The sequence below is a fragment of the Neisseria sp. DTU_2020_1000833_1_SI_GRL_NUU_006 genome, from assembly GCA_032388755.1.
Taxonomy (GTDB): Bacteria; Pseudomonadota; Gammaproteobacteria; order Burkholderiales; family Neisseriaceae; genus Neisseria; species Neisseria sicca_C.
The window spans coordinates 1572957-1595583 of sequence record CP135593.1 but is presented as its reverse complement, the minus strand read 5'-3'; the positions used below and the strand labels follow the sequence as shown (position 1 = coordinate 1595583).

The following is a 22627-nucleotide window of genomic DNA, read 5'->3' as shown; positions in this document are numbered from 1 at the left end:
AAAATCCCGTATTCCAACATGGGTACTGCATCATGACTAAATTTATTTTCGTAACCGGCGGCGTCGTATCTTCACTCGGAAAAGGTATCGCCGCCGCTTCTATTGCCACCATCCTCGAATCGCGCGGTCTGAACGTGACCATGCTCAAGCTCGACCCCTATATCAACGTCGATCCCGGTACCATGAGTCCGTTCCAGCACGGCGAAGTGTTCGTGACCGACGACGGCGCAGAAACCGACCTCGACTTGGGACACTACGAACGTTTCATCAACGCCACCATGACCCGCCGCAACAGCTTCAGCACGGGGCAGGTGTACGAAAACGTCATCGCCAAAGAACGCCGCGGCGACTACCTCGGCGGTACGGTTCAAGTCATCCCGCACATTACCGACGAAATCAAACGCCGCATCCACGAAGGCGCGACGGGTTACGATGTCGCCATCGTCGAAATCGGCGGTACGGTCGGCGACATTGAATCGCTGCCGTTTTTGGAAGCCATCCGTCAGATGCGCAGCCAGTTGGGACGCAACAACACTTTGTTCGCCCACCTGAGCTACGTTCCCTACATTGCCGCCGCCGGCGAAATCAAAACCAAGCCGACCCAGCATACCGTTAAAGAAATGTTGAGTATCGGTTTGCAGCCCGACATCCTGATTTGCCGCATGGACAGGAAAATGCCCGCGGACGAACGCCGCAAAATCGCCTTGTTCTGCAACGTGGAAGAGCGCGCGATTGTCGGCAGCTACGACGTGGACAGCATCTACGAATGCCCCGAAATGCTGCACGACCAAGGCATCGACAACATCATTACCGAGCAATTGCAGCTCAACGTACAACAGGCGGATTTGACCGCGTGGAAAAAAATCGTCCATGCCATCAAAAATCCGAAACACACCGTCAAAATCGCCATGGTCGGCAAATACGTCGATTTGACCGAATCCTACAAATCGCTGATCGAAGCCTTGAAACACGCGGGTATCCACACCGAAACCGACGTGCAAATCACCTTCGTTGACAGCGAAAACATCGAGAAAAACAACGGCGACGTTTCCATGCTCAAAGACATGGACGCCATCCTCGTTCCCGGCGGTTTCGGTTCGCGCGGCGTGGAAGGCAAAATCGCCGCCGTGCGCTACGCCCGCGAAAACAACGTGCCATACTTGGGCATCTGCCTCGGTATGCAGATTGCGCTGATCGAATACGCCCGCGACGTGGCAGGCTTGAAAGGCGCAAACTCCACCGAGTTCGACCTCAAATGCGCCGCACCCGTTGTCGCCCTGATTGATGAATGGCAAACCGCCGACGGCAGCGTCGAAACCCGCGACGAATCTGCCGATTTGGGCGGCACCATGCGTTTGGGCGCGCAAGAGGTTGAATTGAAAGCAGGCAGCCTCGCCGCCAAAATCTATGGCAGCGAACACATCCGCGAACGCCACCGCCACCGCTACGAAGTCAACAACAACTACGTTCCCGCGCTGGAACAGGCAGGCTTGGTCATCGGCGGCGTATCCGCAGGACGCGAACGCTTGGTTGAAACCATCGAACTGCCGAACCACCCTTGGTTCTTCGCCTGCCAGTTCCACCCTGAGTTCACGTCCAACCCGCGCAGAGGCCATCCTTTGTTTACCGCGTTTGTCAAAGCTGCGTTGAACAATAAAAAAGTCTGACGCCGGCAAAAGGTCGTCTGAAAATAGAAAAAGCACCCTAATTAAGGTGCTTTTTCTATTTTCAGACGACTATGGATTATTCATTCAAATAAAAATGGCTATTGTCTTATTCTTGCGAAATGGAAAAACGATTCTTAGTATTTTAAGAAGGATGTCAGGGGAAAAACAATTTTAAAATTTCAAAATTTTAGCCTGTCCTGAATCGATGAGCTATGCCTTTCTATTTGAATTGACTATAAAAAATATCGAATTGTTGTAAAAAGTCTAAGCTCTAATGAATAATAATTCCTATCAAGATGAAAAAGATTGTTTAAATATCGAAAGTTCATTATGATTGCGCAAATTGTTCCACGGGTCTTGCTGTTTTTGGTTTTGAGTCTCTTATTTTTGTAAAACGATAGACCTAAATTTGATTCTTTGATTAAAGAGGAGTTTGTATGAAAAAAGCCATTATTGCCCTGACTATCGCGGCTTTGCCTTTTGCAGCATCCGCCGAAGTTGTCCTGTACGGACAAGTTAAAAGCACCATCACCTCCGGACAGGTGAAAATCAAAGGTAACGAAGGTACGGAAAAAAGCGCGACTGCAACCCGCATCAACGACAATACTTCACGCATCGGCTTCAAAGGCAGCGAAAAACTCTCAGACGACCTCAAAGCCATCTGGCAGGTGGAACAGCGCACTTCCATTTTGGGCGAATCCAATAGCCAAAGTTTCGGCAACCGTGATTCCTTCATAGGCTTGGAAGGCTCATTCGGTAAGGTTCGCGTCGGCAATATGAACAATATGCTCAACGAGATGGATACCATCGACCCTTGGTTGTATAAAACCAACGCGATGGGTTTGGGCATCAACACACGCACCGGTGTGCGCACCACATCCGTACGCTACGACAGTCCTTCGTTCGGCGGGTTCAAATTCAATGCGTCCTACGCGCCACGCGACAACCGCAATCCGGACGACAAATATAAACATGAAAAACCCAGCAAAGAACAATATACCGCCGGTTTGACTTATGAAAACAGCGGTTTCACCACCAACCTTGCCTACGGCCATTACAAAGGCGCGTACACCGACAAGAACGGTAAAATCAAAGCCGCACAAATCGCTAAAATCGAAAGCTACTATGACAAAAACAACCTGTTCGTCGGTGTAGGCGCGCAATATACCAAAGGCCATGAAAGCGCAAATAAATATCTGGGTTACTTTACCGATGATTTCAATACTTACAAAGGCGCTGACATTACTGCCGATGCCGGTAAAAATGAAGCCGTCAAAGTTGCCGATGCAGCCGTTACCGTGGGTTATACCTTCGGCAACCTGAACCCGCGCCTCACTTACGCCCACGGCTGGGCGGCAAAAGGCGTGAACAGCGGCGAGAAACTGGTCGATAAATTCGACCAAGTAGTAGTTGGTGCCAACTACAAATTCAGCAAACGTACTTCTATGCTTGCTCATGCCGGTTATATGAAACTGGGCAGCAAAACCCGCCTGACGCCGACCCAAACAGGGTCTGTTGAGCAAAAAGCCGTTTCTTTGGGCATGGTTCATAAATTCTGATGAAACCGTAAGGATAATCAGAAAATATAAAAGGTCGTCTGAAACCTGATTTTGGGTTTCAGACGACCTTTTTGCTTTAGGAGCGTTTTACATCTGCACCAAGCCGTTGACTGTGATGCTGATTTCTTCTGAGCCGGGAGAAGGGGCTTGGATAGCGTTGTTTTCGTCGCTTGCCGAACGCTTGAACATGGCAGCTTCGGTATTCATCATTTTGGCGCGGGCGAAGCCGTTGTCTATGGAGCGGTTGCCGATGTGGCCTAAATTGAGTTTGACGATTTTGTAGTTGGAGAAGCCGAGCGTTTTTGCCAAATCTTGCGCGCGGTCTTTGAAGCGCAGGATGGCGGCTTTGCTGACTTGATCGACGGCGGCTTCGCGTTTTTCTTTGGATATGCTGAAGCCGATGCGGTTGAGCGTGGCAGTTTGCAGCGTTTCGTCAATCAGGCGGTTGATTGCATCAAAGTCTTTGCTTTCGACTTTGAACACGGCTTCTTCTTCCCAGCCTGTTTGGATGCGTTTGCCGTTGTTGTTGTATTCATAGCGTGGGCTGGCGCTGCGGTTGAGGATTTCGGTTTGGAGTTTGTTGTTTTGTACGGCTTTGTTGAAGTCATTGAATTTTTTCTGAAACGCTTTGTTCACCGTAGCGCGGTCTTTGCCTTCGGAAGCAATGCTGAAGTAGGCGGTCATGGTGTCGCGGGTTATTTCGAGATTGGCAGATTCTGCAAATTCGATCATGTTGTAATGAAGGGTGTCGGTTTCGGCTGCGGCGGGCAGGGCGGTTGTGAGTATGAGGGCGGCAAGGATGGGACGTAACATGAATTTTCCTTTTGGTATCGGATGTGGAAACGGATGATGTTGGGTAATTTGTGTCGGGTCGTCTGAAAGCGCGGCTTCAATGAAGTTGAAAAAGGTTCTGACTTTGCTGCAACAGGTTTCAGACGACCTTTGACGGTGTCAGCCGAAAAAGCCCATTTTGACTTGGATGAGTTTTTCAAGTTCGGGCAGGACGCGGCGGCGGGAGACGAAAAAGATGATGTGGTCGCCGTCTTGGACAATGGTGTCGGTGTGGTGTCCCATGATGACTTCACCCGTTTCGGCGCGGACGATGGCGGCGATGTAGCAGTCGCCCGGCCATTTGATGCCGCTGATGCGCCTGCCGACGATGGCGGAAGTGTTTTTGTCGCCGTGGACGACGACTTCGATGGCTTCCGCGCTGCCGCGTCTGAGGGGGTGGACGGCAACGATGTCGCCTCGGCGGATATGGGCGAGGATGGAGCCGATGGTGATGAGGTGCGGCGACACGACGATGTCGATTTTGTTGCCTTCGAGCAAATCGACGTAACTGGAGCGGTTGACAATGGTGACGACGCGCTTGGCACCGAGGTTTTTCGCCAACAGGCTGGACATGATGTTGTTTTCGTCGTCGTTGGTCAGGGCGCAGAATACGTCGATTTCGTCGATGTATTCTTCGTCCAGCAGCGTTTCGTCGGTGGCGCTGCCTTGCAGGACGAGGGTGCTGTCGAGGTTTTCGGCGAGCCACTCGGCGCGGCGGGGGTTGTGTTCGACGATTTTGATGTCGTATTTGGATTCGAGCTGCTTGGCAAGGCGGTAGCCGATGTTGCCGCCGCCGGCAATCATGATACGGCGGGTGCGCGCTTCTTTGGGGCGCAGTTCGCGCATGATGGTGTTGACGCTGTTGGTGTCTGCGGCAAAAAGTACCTCGTCGCCTTCGATGATGACGGTTTGCGGCGTGGGGACGATGAGGCGGTTGTTGCGGTATATGGCGCAGATTTGGCAGTCCGCGCCTTCGGGGAGGTGTTGGTTGATGTCGGCGATTTCACGGTTGACGAGCAGCCCGCCTTTACGCGCCTGTACGATGACCATGCGGACTTTGTCACCGGCAAACCTCAATACCTGCAATGCGCTGGTGTAGCTGAGCAGCCCGACGAGCTGTTCGGTAACGAGCTGTTCGGGGCTGATGGTTTCGGTGATGTCGAAGACGGTAAGGCTGCCGTTTTCCGTATCGTCGTTTTCGGGGTAGGGGTATTCCAGATATTCGCTGGAACGCACGCGGGCGATGCGGCTGGGGATATTAAAGAGATCGGCGGCGATTTTGCAGGCGACGATGTTGGTTTCGTCGCTGCGGGTCAGGGCAAGCAGGAGGTCGGAATCTGCAGCGCCCGCTTGTTCGAGGATGAACGGGGATGCGCCGTTGCCGAGTATGGTTTGGACGTCGAGGCGGCTGCCGATGTGTTGCAGGGCTTTTTCGTCGATGTCGATAACGGTAACGTCGTTGCTGGAAACGGAGGCGAGGTTTTGCGCGACGGTCGAGCCGACCTGTCCGCTGCCGAGGATGAGGATTTTCACGGTTTGGGCGGGTGGGTTGGTAAGGATGATGGGATTGTATAACAAAAGGTCGTCTGAAAACCTATTTTCAGACGACCTTTTGTTGATTTCAGGCAGGGTTTACCAGTAGCCCAGTACTTTCCACCAGATAATGCCGATGGTGCCGAAAATCAGGATTTCGACCACGCTCATGATGAAGCCTGCTTTCCACCATTCGGTCATGCTGACATAGTTCGAGCCGTAGATGACGGGGGACGAGCCTGAAGCATAGTGGGTCAGCGACATCATGATGCCGGTGGCGGATGCCATAATCAGGGCGAACAGCATCGGCGGTGCGCCCAAGGCGAGGCCTGCGCCGTAGAACGCGCCGAACATGGCGGTAACGTGTGCCGTGCCGCTGGCGAATACGTAGTGGGCGTAGAGGTAGGCGAGTACCAGAAGGGCGCAACCGGCTTCCCAGCCCAAGCCGAGATGGGAAATGCCGCCCTGCATGGATTCGGACAGCCATGCAATCAGTCCCAATTTGTTGAGGAAGTTCGCCATCATGACCAAGGCGGCAAACCAGACGATGGTGTCCCACGCGCCTTTTTCTTTCAGCGCGTCGTCCCAAGTCAGCACGCCGGTGAGCAGACACAGGCTCAGGCCGAGGAAAGTGGTGGCGGTGGCATCGACTTTTACGCCGAACAGCATTTCGGGAACGCCCGCCCACAAAAGCAGCAGAATCACGAAAATGCCGAGCATGATTTTTTCGTCGCGCTTCATTGCGCCCATTTCTTTCAGTTTTTCTTTGGCAAGGGCGGTCGCGTTAGGCGTTTGTTTGATTTCGGGCGGATACAGGAAATACAGCACCAGCGGCATCAGGAACATGGCGACCAGACCGGGGACGACCATGGCGGCGAACCATGTGCCCCAAGAGAGGTGGATTTGCGAATCGGTGGCTTTGGCGACCAATTCGACGACCAAAGGGTTGGGCGCGGTTGCGGTAACGAAGATGCAGCAGGTGATGATGTTGGCGTGGTAGTTGACCAGCGCGAGGTATTTACCGATTTTGCCTTCCGTGCCTTTTTCGGGGTCGGAATCGAAACTCAGGGCGATGGAACGCATAATCGGATGCACGATGGCGCCGCCGCGCGCGGTGTTGCTTGGTGTGACCGGACCGATGACCAAGTCGGCCAAAGCCAAGCTGTAACCTACGCCCAGCGTGCGTTTGCCGAAAAGGGAAATCAGAAGGTAGCCGATACGCATCCCTAAGCCGGTTTTCAACAAACCGCGCGAGATGATGATGGCAATACCGATCATCCAGATTAACGAGTTGTTGAGGCTGCTCAGTGCGTCTTTGGTTGCGTCAGCGGCTTTTTCGTTGGTAACACCGGTCAGCGCGACCAAAGTAATGCCCAAAATCGCCATTGCGCCGATGGGCATGGCTTTGCCGATGATGCCGGCGATGATGCCGACGAACAGCGCCAAAAGATGCCATGCGTCGGGCGATACGCCCTGCGGCACGGGTATGACGAACCAGATAATCAGCGTCAGCGCGAGCGCAACCGCAGCAGGAATTGGCTTGAAGCCCATGTTGAGTCTCCTAGTTTGAGGTATCGGGGAAATCGGATTTCAGACGACGTGTGCCTGATTTTGGTGGGAACAGGTCGTCTGAAACGTATTTGGCAGCAGTTGTTTTTATGTTTTTCTTTTGGTGGTTTGGGTAATGCGTATTTTTTGTTGCCATCTTTTTCAGACGACGTTTTCTTGAGGTTATTGGGTTTTGCCCTCTCCCTAACCCTCTCCCACGGGGAGAGGGGATAGATTGCAGGAAGTCCGATAATGGTCGGTTTCAGTAACATCATTCTCTCTCCGTGGAAGGGGGCAGATTGCAGAAAATCCGATAATGGTCGGCTTCAGCACTATCATTCCCTCTCCCCGTGGGAGAGGGCTAGGGAGAGGGTAAAACCTCAGATTTAGCAGGTTCGGTTGTGAAACCCAACAAATACTTAAACCCTAATCATTATGTTGGGTCATAACCCAACCTAAAGGTATTTTTCAGACGACCTCCTATATAGAAAAGGTCGTCTGAAACCCCGTATCGGATTAATCCTGCTCAGCAGGCAGTCCGTACTCTTCGGGGAAGGTACGCAGCGAGCTTTGCAACACGGTAACCGCGCCGTCAATCAGACCGCAGCGGCCACTTCGGGGCAGCAGTTGGCACAGGCTTTGCAGGGCGCGGAGGTCGTCTGAAGTGCCGATGCCGGTATCCACGCGGTTGAGCAGGCGTGAAAGTTGGAATGTGCCGCCTTTACACGGCGGGCATTGTCCGCATGAGTTGGACGCAAAAAATTCCACATACTCAGCCACTTTGCGCACCACGCTGGTTCCCTCGGAAATCACAATCATCGCGCCCGTACCGAGGCTGGATTTGCGTTCGCGCACGGACACGAAGTCCAAAGGCACGTCCAAATCTTTCGCGGTCAGAAGCGTGTTTGACGGGCCGCCGGTGAAGACGGCTTTAAACGTGCGCCCTTCGAGCATACCGCCGCCGTGGTCGAAAATCAGCGATTGCAAGGTTGTGCCCATCGGCAGTTCGTACAGGCCCGGATTCAACACGTCACCGGAAAGCGAGTAGAGTTTCGTGCCTGCGGCATCGCCCAAACCCAGCGATTTGTACCATTCCGCGCCTTTGGCAAGGATTTGCGGGATGTTGGCGAAGGTTTCGGTGTTGTTGATAAGGGTTGGTTCGCCCTCTACGCCGCTTTCGGCGGGGAACGGCGGCTTGCGGCGCGGGAACGGGAAACCGCCTTCCAACCATGAAATCACGGCGGTTTCTTCGCCGCCGATGTAGCGGCCTGAAGTTTCGACCAATTTCAGGTCTAAAGGTTTGCCCAGATAGTTTTCGATGCGGATGAACAAATCGCTTTTTTTCCATTGCTCGATGGCGGGCACGATGGAGGCGACGGATTCGGTCTGGTGCGGGTTGACATACATAATCGCTTTGTTGGCGCGGCAGGCGACGGCGGCAATCAGAACGCCTTCGATGACTTGGTGCGGCGTTTTTGCCAGCAATACGCGGTCTTTGAACGTACCCGGTTCGTCTTCGTTGGCATTGCAGACGACGTATTTGTCGCCGTGTTTGCTTTGGGCGGCAACGGCCGCTTCCCATTTGCGCCAGGTCGGGAAACCTGCGCCGCCCATGCCGCAAAGATTGGCGTCTTGCAGCTTGGAAACGATGCTTTGAGGATCGGCAAGCGCCGCCAGCAGGCCTTCGCCACCGCCGACTTTGCGCCACGCGGCCAAATCCGCGCCGACTTGGCGGGACGGGTGCAGTAAGTTTTGATTGGCTTGGTTCATGATTGTTGCTCCTGCAAACTGGCGTGTTCGCGCAAATCGAATTTGCCGTAGTCGGGATATAAAACGGGGGCTTTGATGTCGCTGGTCAGTCCGGCGCGGGTCATTTCGCGTTGCAGATCGTGGACATGTCCGACACCGCCGCGCACTTTTTTCAGCGGCAGTCCGCAATTTGCGGCGGCTTTACCCGCGCGGCGGCCAAAGCTGATGATGTCCAGAAGCGCATTGCCCATCAGGCGGTTGCGGCCGTGGATGCCGCCGGTTACTTCACCGGCGCAATAGAGGCCTTCCACGCAGGTCGCGCCGTCGCCGTTGATTTCGACGCCGCCGTTTTGGTAGTGCAGGGTCGGATGAATCATTACAGGCTCGACAGCGGGGTCGATGCCGCATTTGTGGGCGACGTGGCCGAGCGTAACCAAACGGTTCAATACGTCGGGATCGTTTTCAATCAGGCGCGGCGTATCGAGGAACACGCCGACTTGTCCGTCGCGCACCACGCCGCGGCCTTCGCGGCACTCGCGTAAAATAGCGGCGGCAACGACATCGCGCGGCTGCAATTCGTCAACGAAACGCTCGCCCAAACCGTTGACCAGTTTGGTGCCTGCGGAACGGACGGCTTCGGAAATCAGCGCGCCCGCCAAGTGCGGCGGATGAGCGACGCCGGTCGGATGGTATTGGAAGGAATCGATGTCGCGCAGTTTCGCGCCGATGCGGTATGCCATCACCAGACCGTCGGCGGTTGCGCCGTAGTGGTTGGAAGTGGCGAAACCCTGCAAATGCAGCCGTCCGCTGCCGCCGGTTGCCAAGACCACGGCTTTGGCGTGAACCAATACCAAAGAGCGTTTTTCCAAATCGTACAAAATCGCGCCGACGCAGCGGCCGTGTTCGTCCGACAATAATTCGATGGCGGGGTGGCGGTTGAGCTGGGTAATGTTTTCGTCAAGTTCGACCGCCTCGCGCAGTACGCGCATCATTTCGAGGCCGGTAAAGTCGCGGTAGCTCAGGATGCGCGGCACGGTCGTACCGCCCGCACGTTTGCGGCTCAACATGCCGTTGCTGTCCGCGCCTTTGGCAAGGTCGAAAGTCATGCCCAAGCCGATCAGCCAACGGATGGCGGACGGCGCGTCGGTAACCATTTGCGCCACCAATTCTTTTTTGCCTGCGTTGTGGCCGCCTTTAATGGTGTCGTCAAAGTGCTGTTGCAAGCTGTCTTCCGCGCCAACCGCCGCCTGAATGCCGCCTTCGGCCATCACGGTATTGCTGTCGCCGATACGCAGCTTGTTCGCCATAATCACACGTGCGCCTGCTTCGGTTGCGGATAACGCCGCTGCCGCACCCGCACCGCCGCCGCCGATAACCAGCACGTCGGTGTTCAAGTGTTCCGCGCCCGACAAATCATAGTCGTCAATCAGCGGATGACTGATCAGCAGTTTCGCTAAATCAGGATGGCAGTAATCGCCCGTGTTCGGACCGATGGGCAGTTTGACGCGCGCATTTGCCTGATAGTCGGGGTGAAACTGGCTCAACAATTCGTTTTTTTCCGGCAAGTCGCCGCGCAGTTCCAATGAGGAAGCGCGCAGGTTGGCAAGGGCGGTTTCGTAGTCTATGCCTTGGATTTCGTTCGCCATCACATTGCCTCCTCTTCAAATTTGACTTTCATTTTGCCGCTGTCGATTTCTTGCAGGCGGCGCATCAAATCCACCGGACGCAGCGTGCGCGCCGCTTTCATGCGGCGGGCGAACAGACCTAAGTGGTTCGGACGGATGTGTTCGGGGCAGGAAAGGGTGCAGAGGTTGCACATCACGCATTGATCAAAGGTCAGCGCAGCCGCGCCGAAATCGCCCGATACCACTTGCGCTACGCCGTTTTCCACTTCCAAACCTTTGGGGCAGGCTCTGTTGCAGCCGCCGCAATGACGGCAGTGTTGCGCTTCGGGGAAGGCTTTGGCGGTGTCGTCCAGCCAGTTCCAGCCGTCGCCGACCTCGCTCACGTCGTAATATTGGATATGCTCGGGAATGAAGTAGTCCAAGAAGCTGACCTGCATCCCTTCTTCGACTTTGGTTTCACACGCCAATGCAGTCGTTACCTCGTGCTCGCCTTCCTTGCGGATCATGCAGCGGCACGAACCGCACACGCCTTGCCCCATACAGCCGACGTTGGCAGTAATCGCGCTGCCTGAACGGGCATAGGCCTGAATGATTGACGAGTCGGCGGAGGCTTTGACCTCGTGGCCGTCTATGGTCAGGGTTAACAAGTTTTCACTCATGGTAGTGTCCTGTGGAATGAGATAGGGGAAATTGGATGTGTGTATTTTTATTACAAATTTTTTAGAAGTGCGGATATTTTTGGGAAATATCTTATAAATCAATGTCTGAATGTCTTTTATCAGTGTATCAGAATTTGGATTTCTTGATGATGGCGGAGCTGTGAAGGTAGGATAGGGGCAGTTTATGAACACAAAACAGCGGTTTTCAGACGACCTTTACGCCATCTTGTTATTTTGTAAGATAAAATAGACGTACGATAAAAGAATAAGAGTTAAAGACCGTTTTGAGATACGAGTAAATATCATTATTAAGCAATTAATATGAAAGTATATATCTATGTATTTATTAGATAAATTTGCAAAGTGTAAGCAAATGAAAATGATGTTATAAAATTTCAGAAAAACGGCTAAGTTTGACTTCTATCAAAAATCATCATGGGTAGAATGACACGGCTTTTACATTTGTGTATGGTGGAAAAAAGAAGGATGGGTCGTCTGAAAAGTAATTGTTTATTTTTAAATTTATGGTTTTAGTAGGTTTGGTTGCAGCGATGAAGCCGAAGTTTTCAGACGACCCCTTAAGATTTGAATCATCAGTTTGCTTGTAGTTTTATTTCTGTTTGTGAAAATTGCCGACAATATCCGTTATCATCATCCGAGTAGAATGATGGGTTATTAAGTTGTATAAGAATCAATCAATTATAAAAATTATATTGTCGCTCATATCGATTGACAGCACTATTACACCGATTAAGGTCGTCTGAAAAACGACATCTATAAAAAGTGAACAAACCCTCCCTACCATGAGAAAAGGAACACAATCATGACCGTCATTAAGCAAGAAGACTTTATCCAAAGTATCTGCGATGCCTTCCAATTCATCAGCTATTACCATCCGAAAGACTACATCGACGCACTCTATAAGGCGTGGCAGAAGGAAGAAAATCCCGCCGCCAAAGACGCGATGACGCAGATTTTGGTCAACAGCCGCATGTGTGCGGAAAACAACCGACCCATCTGTCAAGATACCGGTATCGCAACCGTCTTCCTCAAAGTCGGCATGAACGTCCAATGGGATGCGGACATGAGCGTGGAAGAGATGGTTAACGAAGGCGTACGCCGTGCCTACACTTGGGAAGGCAATACGCTGCGTGCGTCCGTCCTCGCCGACCCCGCCGGCAAACGCCAAAACACCAAAGACAACACCCCCGCCGTCATCCATATGAGCATCGTGCCGGGCGACAAAGTCGAAGTAACCTGCGCGGCAAAAGGCGGTGGCTCTGAAAACAAATCCAAACTCGCCATGCTCAATCCCTCCGACAACATCGTCGATTGGGTATTGAAAACCATCCCGACCATGGGCGCGGGCTGGTGTCCTCCCGGCATCTTGGGCATCGGTATCGGCGGTACGCCCGAAAAAGCCGTGTTGATGGCAAAAGAATCCCTGATGAGCCACATCGACATTCAAGAGTTGCAGGAAAAAGCCGCGTCCGGTGCAGAATTGTCCACCACCGAAGCCCTGCGCCTCGAACTCTTTGAAAAAGTCAACGCGCTGGGCATCGGCGCACAAGGTTTGGGCGGTCTGAGCACCGTGTTGGATGTCAAAATCCTCGATTACCCGACCCATGCCGCTTCTAAGCCGATTGCTATGATTCCGAACTGCGCCGCCACCCGCCACGTCGAGTTTGAATTGGACGGCTCAGGCCCGGTCGAACTGACTCCGCCGCGCGTTGAAGACTGGCCAGATTTGACTTACAGCCCCGACAACGGCAAACGCATCGATGTCGACAAACTGACCAAAGAAGAAGTTGCCAGCTGGAAAACCGGCGACGTATTGCTGCTGAACGGCAAAATCCTCACCGGCCGCGATGCCGCACACAAACGCCTCGTCGATATGCTCAACAAAGGCGAAGAATTGCCCGTCGATTTCACCAACCGCCTGATTTACTACGTCGGTCCCGTCGATCCGGTCGGCGATGAAGTCGTCGGCCCGGCAGGCCCGACCACCGCTACCCGCATGGACAAATTCACCCGCCAAATGCTCGAACAAACCGGCCTCTTGGGCATGATCGGTAAATCCGAGCGCGGCGCAGCCACCTGCGAAGCCATCGCCGACAACAAAGCCGTGTACCTCATGGCAGTCGGCGGTGCGGCATACCTCGTGGCAAAAGCCATCAAATCCTCCAAAGTCTTGGCATTCCCCGAATTGGGCATGGAAGCAGTTTACGAGTTTGAAGTCAAAGACATGCCCGTAACCGTCGCCGTGGACAGCAAAGGCGAATCCATCCACGCCACCGCCCCGCGCAAATGGCAGGCAAAAATCGGCATCATCCCCGTCGAGTCCTAAAACCTTGATGCCAGGTTGAAAAAGGTCGTCTGAAAACTCGGAATACGGTTTTCAGACGACCTTTTGGCTAATACGGTTTCAATGGCGTAAAACCGGCATCCGTATTCCTGCAAAACCCTGCGACAAAGTGTAAAAAACCGCTATAATTGCCGACAATTTTCCCTTTCAGACGACCTTCTTAAACCGAGGTCGTCTGAAAAAACAAACAAGGAAGAAATCCGATGAAAAACTACCAAGCGCCCGACGAGAAGGGCTTTTTCGGCGAACACGGCGGACTTTACGTCTCCGAAACCCTGATTCCCGCCTTGCAAGAGCTGGCGGATGCCTATCAAGCAGCGAAAAACGACCCGTCGTTTTGGGAAGAGTTCCACCGCGATTTGAAACACTACGTCGGCAGACCCAGCCCCGTTTACCATGCCGCGCGATTGTCCGAGCATTTGGGCGGCGCGCAAATCTGGTTGAAGCGCGAAGACTTGAACCACACCGGCGCGCACAAGGTAAACAACACCATCGGTCAGGCGCTGCTTGCCCGCCGCATGGGCAAAAAACGCGTCATTGCCGAAACCGGTGCAGGTCAGCACGGCGTGGCTTCCGCTACCGTCGCCGCCCGCTTCGGCATGACTTGCGACGTGTACATGGGCGCGGACGACATCCAGCGCCAAATGCCCAACGTGTTCCGCATGAAATTGTTGGGCGCAAACGTGGTCAGCGTCGACAGCGGCAGCCGCACACTGAAAGACGCAATGAACGAAGCCATGCGCGAATGGGTCGCCCGCGTGGACGACACGTTCTACATCATCGGCACCGCCGCCGGCCCTGCGCCGTATCCCGAAATGGTGCGCGATTTCCAATGCGTTATCGGCAACGAAGCCAAAGCGCAGATGCAGGAAGCCATCGGCAGACAGCCCGATGTCGCCGTTGCCTGCGTCGGCGGCGGCTCGAACGCCATCGGTCTGTTCCACCCGTATATTGGTGAAGAAAACGTGCGCCTCGTCGGCGTGGAAGCCGGCGGTTTGGGCGTGGACACCCCCGACCACGCCGCGCCGATTACCAGCAAAGCCCCCATCGGCGTATTGCACGGCTTCCGCAGCTACCTGATGCAGGACGAAAACGGTCAAGTCTTGGGGACGCACTCCGTTTCCGCAGGCCTTGACTACCCCGGCATCGGCCCGGAACACAGCCACCTGAACGACATCAAACGCGTCGAATACACCGTCGCCAAAGACGACGAAGCACTCGAAGCCTTTGATTTGTTGTGCCGCTTCGAAGGCATCATCCCCGCGCTCGAATCCAGCCACGCCCTCGCATGGGCAGTCGCCAACGCGCCGAAAATGGGCAAAGACCAAGTGATTCTGGTCAACCTGTCCGGCCGCGGCGATAAAGACATCAATACCGTGGCGAAGTTGAAAGGGATTGAGTTGTAAGCATTTCCGTTGAGCGGATAAAGACAAGAGGTCGTCTGAAAACTGAGTAAATAGGTTTTCAGACGACCTTTTACCTTTTCAATAACAAAGTAAAGTTATGGAGGTTTGGTCTGCCTCATCATGCCGTTATAATGCGGGTTGCAGCATTTTGAAAGGGCAGGGTGATGGAAGAATGGTTTGAACGGACTATTATCGGCCGCTATACGGCGGAGCGGGAAAAGCAGTTTTTTGCGCATTACTTGGAGCGGTTTGCTCCTTGCCATGTTCAGACCGTTGTCCAACAAGGCGGTCAATGGTTGGGGTTGTCTGAAAACGTGGTTGCCATACCCCGTGATGTATTGATGACGGCAGATGCTATGGCTTGGGAGAGTCATTCTATTGATGTGCTGCTGATGCCGCACAGTCATGAAACTGCCGCGCTGACGCAAGTGCTGCATGAAGCGTCCAGGGTGTTGAAACCTGAAGGGCGGTTGGTTTTGACGGGGTTTAATCCGAAATCTTTGTGGTTTTTCAGTAAGTGGTTTGATGGAGCGCGTTTGCCTAAAAAGGAGCATTGCCTGACTTTGTCCGCTTTGAAGCAGCAGTTGGCGGATTTGGATTTTGAGGTGGAGTTCGGAAAGTTTATGGTGTACCTGCCTGCTGTGAATTCGCAAAAGGGGCTGCGGTTTTGGCGTTTTATGGAGAAGGCGGGGGACAGGTGGTGGCCGCAGTGCGCGGCGGTGTACGGTTTGGTTTTGGTCAAGCGTATGGCGGGGGTGACGCCCTTGCCGGAGTTTGAAAAAATATTGGGAACGCAGACGGTGGCTTTGGGCGCGGCGCGGATTTCGGATTGAGAAATTTTGTGTTGGGTAAAACCGGCATGACTGTTTTCAGACGACCTTTTGAGGCCGAACATTTGAAAACGAGAGGTTTGACTCCATAAAAATAGCCTCTTCTATATTTGTCATTCTGCCTTGAATTTGCTGCTTTCTGCCTGTAAAGCTGATTGGTTGCAAATTGTCAGGCCGCTTTGGCATCGGTAGAATCTTAGGTCGTCTGAAAAAGGCGATGTTGATTGTATTAGCTTGAGGATAAAGAAAAATGCCGGAATTGCCTGAAGTGGAAACGACGTTGCGCGGTATCAGCCCGCATATTCAAGGTAAAAAGGTGGCGGATGTCGTGTTGCGCCAAACCAAGCTGCGCTGGCAGGTCAATCCGCAGTTGGCGGAGCTTTTGGCGGGGCAGGAAGTATTGAGTTGTCGTCGGCGGGCGAAATATCTGATTATTGGTTTTGCAACGGGTATTTTATTGATTCATCTGGGCATGTCGGGCAGCTTGCGGATTTTTACGGACGGCGATACGCGGATTGATCATCCCGACAAACACGACCATGCGGACATTGTGTTTGCGGACGGAACGGTATTGCGCTATCACGACCCGCGTAAATTCGGCGCGATTCTGTGGTATGAAGGCATTGCCGAGCATCATCCGCTTCTTGAAAAACTGGGCCCCGAGCCGCTTTCAGACGACTTCTCCGCCGAGTATCTGTACCAAAAATTTAAAACACAAAAACGCGCGGTCAAGCTGGCTCTGATGGACAATGCCGTCGTGGTCGGCGTGGGCAATATTTATGCGAACGAAAGCCTGTTTAAATCGGGCATCTCGCCACACCGCCCTGCGGACAAGGTTAAGAAAAAAGAATGCGCTGTCTTGGTGGAAACGATTAAAGCGGTATTGCAGCGCGCGATTGAAACCGGCGGTAGCACGTTGCGCGACTTCGTCAACAGCGACGGAAAAAGCGGCTATTTCCAGCAGGAATATACGGTGTACGGCAGGCACAACGAACCCTGCGTCCGTTGCGGCGGTTTGGTGCAGAAGGAAGTTTTGGGGCAGCGCGGGACGTTTTATTGTCCGAACTGCCAAAAATAATCTATGAACCTGTTTTCAGACGACCTCTTTGTCATCTGGGTCGTCTGAAAACGTTATTACTATGATTTGATACACATTTAAGACGAAAAGAAAAACAGTTATGCACTCACAAAAAGCACCGTTTTTTACCCGTTTGGGCAGATTGTTCCGCCTGGCGGTATGGCTGTTCCGAACCGGAAGGCATTTGCGCCGTATCGATGCCGGCAATCCTGCCGAACGCGATCATGCGGTCATTACTCTGGGAAAAGGCGCACTGGAAGCCTTGGATGTCGAATTGGAAATCGGCACGCCGCCCGCGGATAATGTGAAGGGTGTTTTGGTGGCGGCAAACCATGTGTCTTGGCTGGATATTTTCGCCATGAGTGCGGTGTATCCGAGCAGCTTTATCGCCAAGCAGGAAATCAAAGACTGGCCGGTCTTGGGCAAAATGGGGCAAAACGCAGGCACGGTGTTTATCAACCGAAATTCCCGACGCGATGTCGAGCCGATTAACCAAGCCATTTGCGCCGCGTTGAAAGCCGGGCAGAATGTCAGCTTTTTCCCCGAAGCGCGGACTTCTTTGGGCTTGGATATTTTGCCGTTCAAAGCCGCGCTCTTCCAATCCGCCATCGATGCCGACGCGCCTGTTCAGGCAGTTACGCTGCGCTATTATGATGATGCCGGTAAAAGGACGACTGTGCCGTCTTATGCACAAGTCGATTTGGTGCGCTCACTTTGGCGCATCGTTTCCATGAAAAAACTGCGCATCCGTATCGATTTTGCCGCCCCGATTCGCCCCGGCAAAGACGAAGACCGCTTTATGTTGAAAGACAAAGTAGAAAGCAGTATCCGCGGAGTCGTATTGTCCGATGCACACGATTCCGAAAAATAATTCCAAGTCAGGGGCTTGTTTTCTTTCAGACGACCTCTATTTAAATGGAACGTTCGCAGGTTGGGTTTCATAGCTTCAGGTAATTAATATTATTTGAACTATAAATTATACAAATCAAACTCCCTGCGCTAGAATGCATGCATTCACTCGTATCATTCCCTAAACCTAAAATTTCAAGGAGATCCAAAATGGCTTTGCAAGATCGTACCGGTCAAAAAGTACCTTCCGTCGTATTCCGTACCCGCGTGGGCGACACTTGGAAAGATGTTTCCACCGATGATTTGTTCAAAGGCAAAAAAGTAGTCGTATTCTCTCTACCCGGCGCATTTACTCCGACTTGTTCTTCTTCCCACCTGCCGCGTTACAACGAATTGTTCGGCGCGTTCAAAGAAAACGGCGTTGACGCAATCTACTGCGTATCTGTAAACGATACTTTCGTGATGAACGCTTGGGCTGCCGAAGAAGAAGCTGACAACATCTACATGATTCCTGATGGCAACGGCGAATTTACCGAAGGCATGGGCATGCTGGTCGGCAAAGAAGACTTGGGCTTCGGCAAACGCTCTTGGCGTTACTCCATGCTGGTTAACGACGGCGTGGTTGAAAAAATGTTCATCGAGCCTGAAGAGCCGGGTGATCCTTTCAAAGTGTCTGACGCTGACACTATGTTGAAATTCATCGCTCCTGACTGGAAAGCTCAAGAGTCTGTTGCCATCTTCACCAAACCCGGCTGCCAATTCTGCGCTAAAGCTAAAAAAGCTTTGCAAGACAAAGGTCTGTCTTACGAAGAAATCGTATTGGGCAAAGATGCGACTGTTACTTCCGTTCGCGCCATCACCGGCAAGATGACTGCTCCTCAAGTCTTCATCGGCGGCAAATACATCGGTGGTAGCGAAGATTTGGAAGCTTACTTGGCTAAAAACTAATTGCTTGATGCTTGAGACGGTTTGAAAAAGCCGTCTGAACAGAAAAATAGAGTTATTCAGACGATACGCTACACGGTCGTTCTGAATAGCTCTATATTTACAAGTAGAATTTGAGATTATTGTTTTAAATCGAGATTTTAGAAATAGTTATCGATTTTTTATTTTTGATAGTTTATTAAATAGATCGTCTGAAAACCTGATACGCTTCACGCTGATACCGCTTCGGACGCTCAACAAAAAAGGACAAAGATTATGAAAAAAATTCAAGCAGATGTCGTCGTAATCGGCGGCGGTACTGCCGGCATGGGCGCGTTTCGCAATGCCCGTTTACATACGGATAATGTTTACCTGATTGAAAACAACGTGTTCGGTACGACCTGCGCGCGCGTGGGCTGTATGCCTTCCAAACTCTTGATTGCTGCTGCAGAGGTGCGACATCACGCATTGCATACCGATCCGTTCGGCGTGCATTTGGACAAAGACAGCATCGTCGTCAACGGCGAAGAAGTGATGCAGCGCGTCAAATCCGAGCGCGACCGTTTTGTCGGCTTTGTCGTTGCCGATGTGGAAGAATGGCCTTCCGACAAACGCATTATGGGTTCGGCTAAATTTATCGACGAACATACCGTCCAAATCGACGACCATACCCAAATCACTGCAAAAAGTTTCGTGATTGCTACCGGTTCGCGTCCCGTTATCCTGCCGCAGTGGCAGCCTTTGGGCGACCGTTTGATTATCAACGACGACGTTTTCTCATGGGATACGCTGCCTAAGAGCGTTGCCGTGTTCGGACCGGGCGTTATCGGTTTGGAACTGGGTCAGGCATTGCACCGTTTGGGGGTGAAAGTCGAAATTTTCGGCTTGGGCGGCGTCATCGGCGGCATTTCCGACCCCGTCGTTTCAGACGAGGCAAAAGCCGTGTTCGGCGAAGAATTGAAATTGCATTTGGATGCTAAAACCGAGGTCAAACTCGATGAGAACGGTAATGTAGAAGTCCATTGGGAGCAGGACGGCGAAAAAGGCGTATTTATTGCTGAATATATGCTGGCAGCCGTAGGCCGCCGTCCGAACGTTGACAATATCGGTTTGGAAAACATCAATATCGAAAAAGATGAGCGTGGCGTACCCGTTGCGGATCGGCTGACCATGCAGACCAGCATTCCGCATATCTTTATCGCGGGCGACGCGTCCAACCAACTGCCCCTGCTTCACGAAGCCGCCGACCAAGGCAAGATTGCCGGCGACAATGCGGGCCGCTACCCGAATATCGGCGGCGGTTTGCGCCGCAGCACCATCGGCGTGGTGTTCACCAGTCCGCAAATCGGCTTTGTCGGTTTGAAATATGCGCAGGTTGCCGAACAATACCAACCCGACGAATTTGTCATCGGCGAAGTATCGTTCAAAAACCAAGGCCGCAGCCGCGTGATGCTGGTAAACAAAGGCCATATGCGCCTGTATGCCGAAAAAGCCACCGGCCGCTTCATCGGCGCGGAAATCTTAGGCCCTGCCGCCGAACATTTGGCACACCTGTTGGCGTGGGCGCATCAAATGAAGATGACCGTTGAGCAAATGCTGGATATGCCGTTCTACCATCCCGTTATCGAGGAAGGTCTGCGTACCGCGTTGCGCGATGCCGATGCGAAGCTGAAACAGGCTTGATGGGTTGATCTGCTCGGTCTGCTAGAATGAAAGGTCGTCTGAAAACCTGATTTAAGGTTTTCAGACGACCTTTTTGTCTTTGCGTTGCAGAGTAAAATCAGTTGTGGCGTCATTGCTGTGTAATGTGTAGTTCGGATATTTGTATTCGACGAATATTTGATGCTTCTGTTTTCTTTACGCGTTTTTGCAGATGGAGATGTCGGATTCAAGAATCCGACCTACGGCAGGCTACGGCAGGCTTCCTTTAAGCGTTGTTGCAAATGGAGATGTCAGATTCAAGAATCTGACCTACGGCTGTCCTCTCTCCCAAAATTAAAGGTCGTCTGAAAACTTAGAATTAAGGTTTTCAGACGACCTTTTTATCTCTCAATTCAAATATCGTCGGATAGTTCAATATCGGTTTCATCGGTTTCCACATTTTTCCGATACTGCCCTGGTGAAATCCCGTATTGTTTTTTAAACGCTTTGCCGAAGTGGGTTTCGGATTGGAAACCGACGTTCAGCGCGACAGACAAGACGGAATCGGCGGTTTGCCGCAGCAATACGGCGGCTTGGCGCAGGCGGATGAGGTTGACGAAGGCGTGGGGGCTGATGCCGGTTTGCTGTTTGAACAGGCGCATGAGTTGGGCGCGGGAGAGGTTGGCAAGCGCGGTCATTTTTTCGATGTTCCATTCGTCTTCGGGGCGGCTGACGACGGTTTGGATGAGCTGGCGCAGGCGTTTGTCGCGCAGGCCGTTGAGTATGCCGCCCAAAGGCGCTTCTCCGCCTTGTTCGAGATGGGCGCGGACGATGAGGACGAGGAGGACGGAGGAGAGGGCATTGACGATGGCGCACGAGCCGGAAAGCGTGTGTGCGCTTTCGTATTGCAACATGGAGATAAGACATTGCAGCGAGGGATGGTCCATCTTGATAAGGACGGTTTCGGGCAGGTCGTGCATGATATCGGCGTGTTCGTCGTATTCGAAACGGGCGCAGAACAAATCGAGGCTTTTTTCGCCGCCGCTGCCTGAAGATTCGATGGTAAACGCGCCGTCGTTGCTGATATGAATGGTATCGCCGCAGTTGTTGCAGTCCGCTTCGCTGCTGATGATGTGTTCCGCGCTGCGCGGGAAAAAAATAAGGTCGCCGGTTTGCAAGAGACGCGCTTCGGGTTCGCCTTCGATTTTGATGTAGCTTTCTCCTGCGACGACGAGGTGTGCGATACCGTGCGCGCGCCTGCGTTCGTGCGGGGCGTACCATTTGTCGCGGAACAGGCACTGTATGTCCACACTGCCGGTGATTTGCGCCAGTTCGATGAGTTTGTCCAAAGTGTCCATAAGTGTTTTTTGCAAGTGAATGAGATGATTTGACGATTATATTAGTCAAATTATTGCAATAATGCCATTCATCGGATGTAAAAAAGTGCAACATCCTTCATTTCAAACACATTAGAAAGGAAATCAAAATGTTTCAAAATTGGCCCGAACACACCGCACACGTTAAAAAATCATTCGGCGAGCTGGGTAAAAACCACCCGAAAATGCTGCAAGCCTACGGCGCGCTGGAACAAGCCGCCGCAGCCGAAGCATTGGATGCGAAAACCCGCGAGCTGATTGCCCTCGCCGTCGCCATCACTACCCGTTGCGAAAGCTGTATCAGCGTACACGCCGCTGCAGCCGCCAAAGCGGGCGCGACTGAAAGCGAAATCGCCGGTGCGCTGGCGACCGCCATTTCCTTGAACGCAGGTGCAGCCTACACTTATGCCCTGCGCGCTTTGGAAGCGGTTGACGCGCAGCGTTGATTTTGTCTCAAAGGGTCGTCTGAAAACAACTCCCGTTTCAGACGACCCTTCTGTTGACGGAACATTGCTTTTTGCCGCCGAACCGTTTAGATTGATATTTTTGTTCAACCGTTTGGAGAAACGACCATGAAAAAATTGCTGACTGCCGCGCTGACTGCCGCCGCACTCGTCCTGCCTGCCGCCGTATCCTATGCCGCGCCCGCCGCCAAAGTCGCCGGCGCGCAACCTGCCAAAGCAAAAGGCGTATGGATTGACGTACGTTCCGAAGAAGAATTCAAATCCGGCCACCTGCAAGGCGCGGTCAACATTCCGCACGAGCAAATCGTCGAACGCATCAAAAGCGTCAGCCCCGACAAAAACGCGCCCGTCAACCTCTACTGCCGCAGCGGCCGCCGTGCCGGAGTTGCGCTTACCGAGTTGAAAAAAGCAGGCTACACCAACGTAACCAACCACGGCGGTTACGAAGACTTGGTGAAAAAAGGTTTGAAATAACCAGCAACAAGGTCGTCTGAGACGTTTCAGACGACCTTTTATCCAAGGA

The 22627-nt window shown here is 52.7% G+C and carries 19 protein-coding genes; 11 read left to right on the top strand and 8 right to left on the bottom strand.

Annotated features, from left to right (window positions below):
- Positions 1–32: 32 nt before the first annotated feature.
- Together RSJ68_07725 and RSJ68_07720 are read left to right on the top strand one after the other, a co-directional pair.
- Complete coding sequence (locus RSJ68_07725; GenBank protein ID WNU96344.1) at positions 33–1667, top strand: CTP synthase; 1635 nt, start codon at positions 33–35, stop codon at positions 1665–1667.
- Between the two features lie 437 nt (positions 1668–2104).
- Complete coding sequence (locus tag RSJ68_07720) at positions 2105–3226, top strand: porin (protein ID WNU96343.1); 1122 nt, start codon at positions 2105–2107, stop codon at positions 3224–3226.
- Positions 3227–3313: 87 nt separating this feature from the next.
- On the opposite strand, the gene RSJ68_07715 is transcribed toward RSJ68_07720, so the two are convergent.
- The 7 genes from RSJ68_07715 to RSJ68_07685 all read right to left on the bottom strand — a co-directional run bounded on the left by RSJ68_07715 (position 3314) and on the right by RSJ68_07685 (position 11171).
- Positions 3314–4039: an SIMPL domain-containing protein gene (locus tag RSJ68_07715; protein ID WNU96342.1), complete on the bottom strand. Its 726-nt coding sequence runs from the start codon at positions 4037–4039 to the stop codon at positions 3314–3316.
- A 138-nt stretch (positions 4040–4177) separates the two neighbouring features.
- Entirely contained in the window at positions 4178–5590 is a 1413-nt protein-coding gene (trkA, locus tag RSJ68_07710) for a Trk system potassium transporter TrkA (GenBank protein ID WNU98376.1), read from the bottom strand.
- 99 nt (positions 5591–5689) lie between these two features.
- Complete coding sequence (locus tag RSJ68_07705; protein WNU96341.1) at positions 5690–7141, bottom strand: DASS family sodium-coupled anion symporter; 1452 nt, start codon at positions 7139–7141, stop codon at positions 5690–5692.
- A gap of 10 nt (positions 7142–7151) precedes the next feature.
- Positions 7152–7295 carry a hypothetical protein gene (locus tag RSJ68_07700; protein WNU96340.1) on the bottom strand — a complete coding sequence of 48 codons (144 nt, stop codon included), beginning with the start codon at positions 7293–7295 and terminating at the stop codon, positions 7152–7154.
- Between the two features lie 359 nt (positions 7296–7654).
- Complete coding sequence (locus RSJ68_07695) at positions 7655–8908, bottom strand: NADH-ubiquinone oxidoreductase-F iron-sulfur binding region domain-containing protein (protein WNU96339.1); 1254 nt, start codon at positions 8906–8908, stop codon at positions 7655–7657.
- Positions 8905–10533 carry an FAD-binding protein gene (locus RSJ68_07690; GenBank protein WNU96338.1) on the bottom strand — a complete coding sequence of 543 codons (1629 nt, stop codon included), beginning with the start codon at positions 10531–10533 and terminating at the stop codon, positions 8905–8907. Before RSJ68_07690 ends, RSJ68_07695 begins: the two co-directional genes overlap by 4 nt.
- The gene (locus tag RSJ68_07685) at positions 10533–11171 is read right to left on the bottom strand and encodes a 2Fe-2S iron-sulfur cluster-binding protein (protein WNU96337.1); all 639 of its coding nucleotides are present in this window, start codon (positions 11169–11171) and stop codon (positions 10533–10535) included. The genes RSJ68_07690 and RSJ68_07685 overlap by 1 nt, the downstream gene beginning before the upstream one ends.
- 823 nt (positions 11172–11994) lie before the next feature.
- Here RSJ68_07685 and RSJ68_07680 point away from each other — a divergent pair.
- From RSJ68_07680 to RSJ68_07650, 7 genes are all read left to right on the top strand, one after another.
- Complete coding sequence (locus RSJ68_07680; protein WNU96336.1) at positions 11995–13518, top strand: fumarate hydratase; 1524 nt, start codon at positions 11995–11997, stop codon at positions 13516–13518.
- Positions 13519–13739: 221 nt separating this feature from the next.
- A complete protein-coding gene (gene trpB, locus RSJ68_07675) occupies positions 13740–14942 on the top strand; it encodes a tryptophan synthase subunit beta (protein WNU96335.1) in 1203 nt (400 codons plus the stop codon).
- 164 nt (positions 14943–15106) lie between these two features.
- Positions 15107–15775, top strand: coding sequence for a methyltransferase domain-containing protein (locus RSJ68_07670; protein WNU96334.1), 669 nt, complete (start codon positions 15107–15109; stop codon positions 15773–15775).
- Positions 15776–16022: 247 nt separating this feature from the next.
- A complete protein-coding gene (gene mutM, locus RSJ68_07665; protein WNU96333.1) occupies positions 16023–16850 on the top strand; it encodes a bifunctional DNA-formamidopyrimidine glycosylase/DNA-(apurinic or apyrimidinic site) lyase in 828 nt (275 codons plus the stop codon).
- Between the two features lie 100 nt (positions 16851–16950).
- Positions 16951–17721, top strand: a complete 771-nt coding sequence (locus tag RSJ68_07660; GenBank protein ID WNU96332.1) for a 1-acylglycerol-3-phosphate O-acyltransferase — start codon at positions 16951–16953, stop codon at positions 17719–17721.
- Positions 17722–17909: 188 nt separating this feature from the next.
- The gene (locus RSJ68_07655; protein WNU96331.1) at positions 17910–18647 is read left to right on the top strand and encodes a redoxin family protein; all 738 of its coding nucleotides are present in this window, start codon (positions 17910–17912) and stop codon (positions 18645–18647) included.
- A gap of 252 nt (positions 18648–18899) precedes the next feature.
- Positions 18900–20306 carry a dihydrolipoyl dehydrogenase gene (locus RSJ68_07650; GenBank protein WNU96330.1) on the top strand — a complete coding sequence of 469 codons (1407 nt, stop codon included), beginning with the start codon at positions 18900–18902 and terminating at the stop codon, positions 20304–20306.
- Between the two features lie 371 nt (positions 20307–20677).
- On the opposite strand, the gene RSJ68_07645 is transcribed toward RSJ68_07650, so the two are convergent.
- Positions 20678–21622 (bottom strand): AraC family transcriptional regulator, encoded by a 945-nt coding sequence (locus RSJ68_07645; protein ID WNU96329.1) that lies wholly within the window; start codon positions 21620–21622, stop codon positions 20678–20680.
- 128 nt (positions 21623–21750) lie between these two features.
- Between RSJ68_07645 and RSJ68_07640 the strand changes: the two genes are divergently transcribed.
- Both RSJ68_07640 and RSJ68_07635 read left to right on the top strand, forming a co-directional pair.
- Positions 21751–22086, top strand: coding sequence for a carboxymuconolactone decarboxylase family protein (locus tag RSJ68_07640; GenBank protein ID WNU96328.1), 336 nt, complete (start codon positions 21751–21753; stop codon positions 22084–22086).
- A gap of 126 nt (positions 22087–22212) precedes the next feature.
- Entirely contained in the window at positions 22213–22578 is a 366-nt protein-coding gene (locus RSJ68_07635) for a rhodanese-like domain-containing protein (protein ID WNU96327.1), read from the top strand.
- Positions 22579–22627 lie beyond the last annotated feature (49 nt).

Bases quoted from the DNA above. Each gene is read 5' to 3' on its own strand.
- RSJ68_07635 (WNU96327.1), top strand. From the start codon at position 22,213: ATGAAAAAATTGCTGACTGCCGCGCTGACTGCCGCCGCACTCGTCCTG.
- RSJ68_07705 (WNU96341.1), bottom strand. From the start codon at position 7,141: ATGGGCTTCAAGCCAATTCCTGCTGCGGTTGCGCTCGCGCTGACGCTG.
- RSJ68_07655 (WNU96331.1), top strand. From the start codon at position 17,910: ATGGCTTTGCAAGATCGTACCGGTCAAAAAGTACCTTCCGTCGTATTC.
- RSJ68_07715 (WNU96342.1), bottom strand. From the start codon at position 4,039: ATGTTACGTCCCATCCTTGCCGCCCTCATACTCACAACCGCCCTGCCC.
- RSJ68_07640 (WNU96328.1), top strand. From the start codon at position 21,751: ATGTTTCAAAATTGGCCCGAACACACCGCACACGTTAAAAAATCATTC.
- RSJ68_07695 (WNU96339.1), bottom strand. From the start codon at position 8,908: ATGAACCAAGCCAATCAAAACTTACTGCACCCGTCCCGCCAAGTCGGC.
- RSJ68_07645 (WNU96329.1), bottom strand. From the start codon at position 21,622: ATGGACACTTTGGACAAACTCATCGAACTGGCGCAAATCACCGGCAGT.
- RSJ68_07720 (WNU96343.1), top strand. From the start codon at position 2,105: ATGAAAAAAGCCATTATTGCCCTGACTATCGCGGCTTTGCCTTTTGCA.
- RSJ68_07670 (WNU96334.1), top strand. From the start codon at position 15,107: ATGGAAGAATGGTTTGAACGGACTATTATCGGCCGCTATACGGCGGAG.
- RSJ68_07680 (WNU96336.1), top strand. From the start codon at position 11,995: ATGACCGTCATTAAGCAAGAAGACTTTATCCAAAGTATCTGCGATGCC.
- RSJ68_07725 (WNU96344.1), top strand. From the start codon at position 33: ATGACTAAATTTATTTTCGTAACCGGCGGCGTCGTATCTTCACTCGGA.
- mutM (WNU96333.1), top strand. From the start codon at position 16,023: ATGCCGGAATTGCCTGAAGTGGAAACGACGTTGCGCGGTATCAGCCCG.
- RSJ68_07690 (WNU96338.1), bottom strand. From the start codon at position 10,533: ATGGCGAACGAAATCCAAGGCATAGACTACGAAACCGCCCTTGCCAAC.
- RSJ68_07650 (WNU96330.1), top strand. From the start codon at position 18,900: ATGAAAAAAATTCAAGCAGATGTCGTCGTAATCGGCGGCGGTACTGCC.
- trpB (WNU96335.1), top strand. From the start codon at position 13,740: ATGAAAAACTACCAAGCGCCCGACGAGAAGGGCTTTTTCGGCGAACAC.
- RSJ68_07660 (WNU96332.1), top strand. From the start codon at position 16,951: ATGCACTCACAAAAAGCACCGTTTTTTACCCGTTTGGGCAGATTGTTC.
- RSJ68_07685 (WNU96337.1), bottom strand. From the start codon at position 11,171: ATGAGTGAAAACTTGTTAACCCTGACCATAGACGGCCACGAGGTCAAA.
- RSJ68_07700 (WNU96340.1), bottom strand. From the start codon at position 7,295: ATGGCAACAAAAAATACGCATTACCCAAACCACCAAAAGAAAAACATA.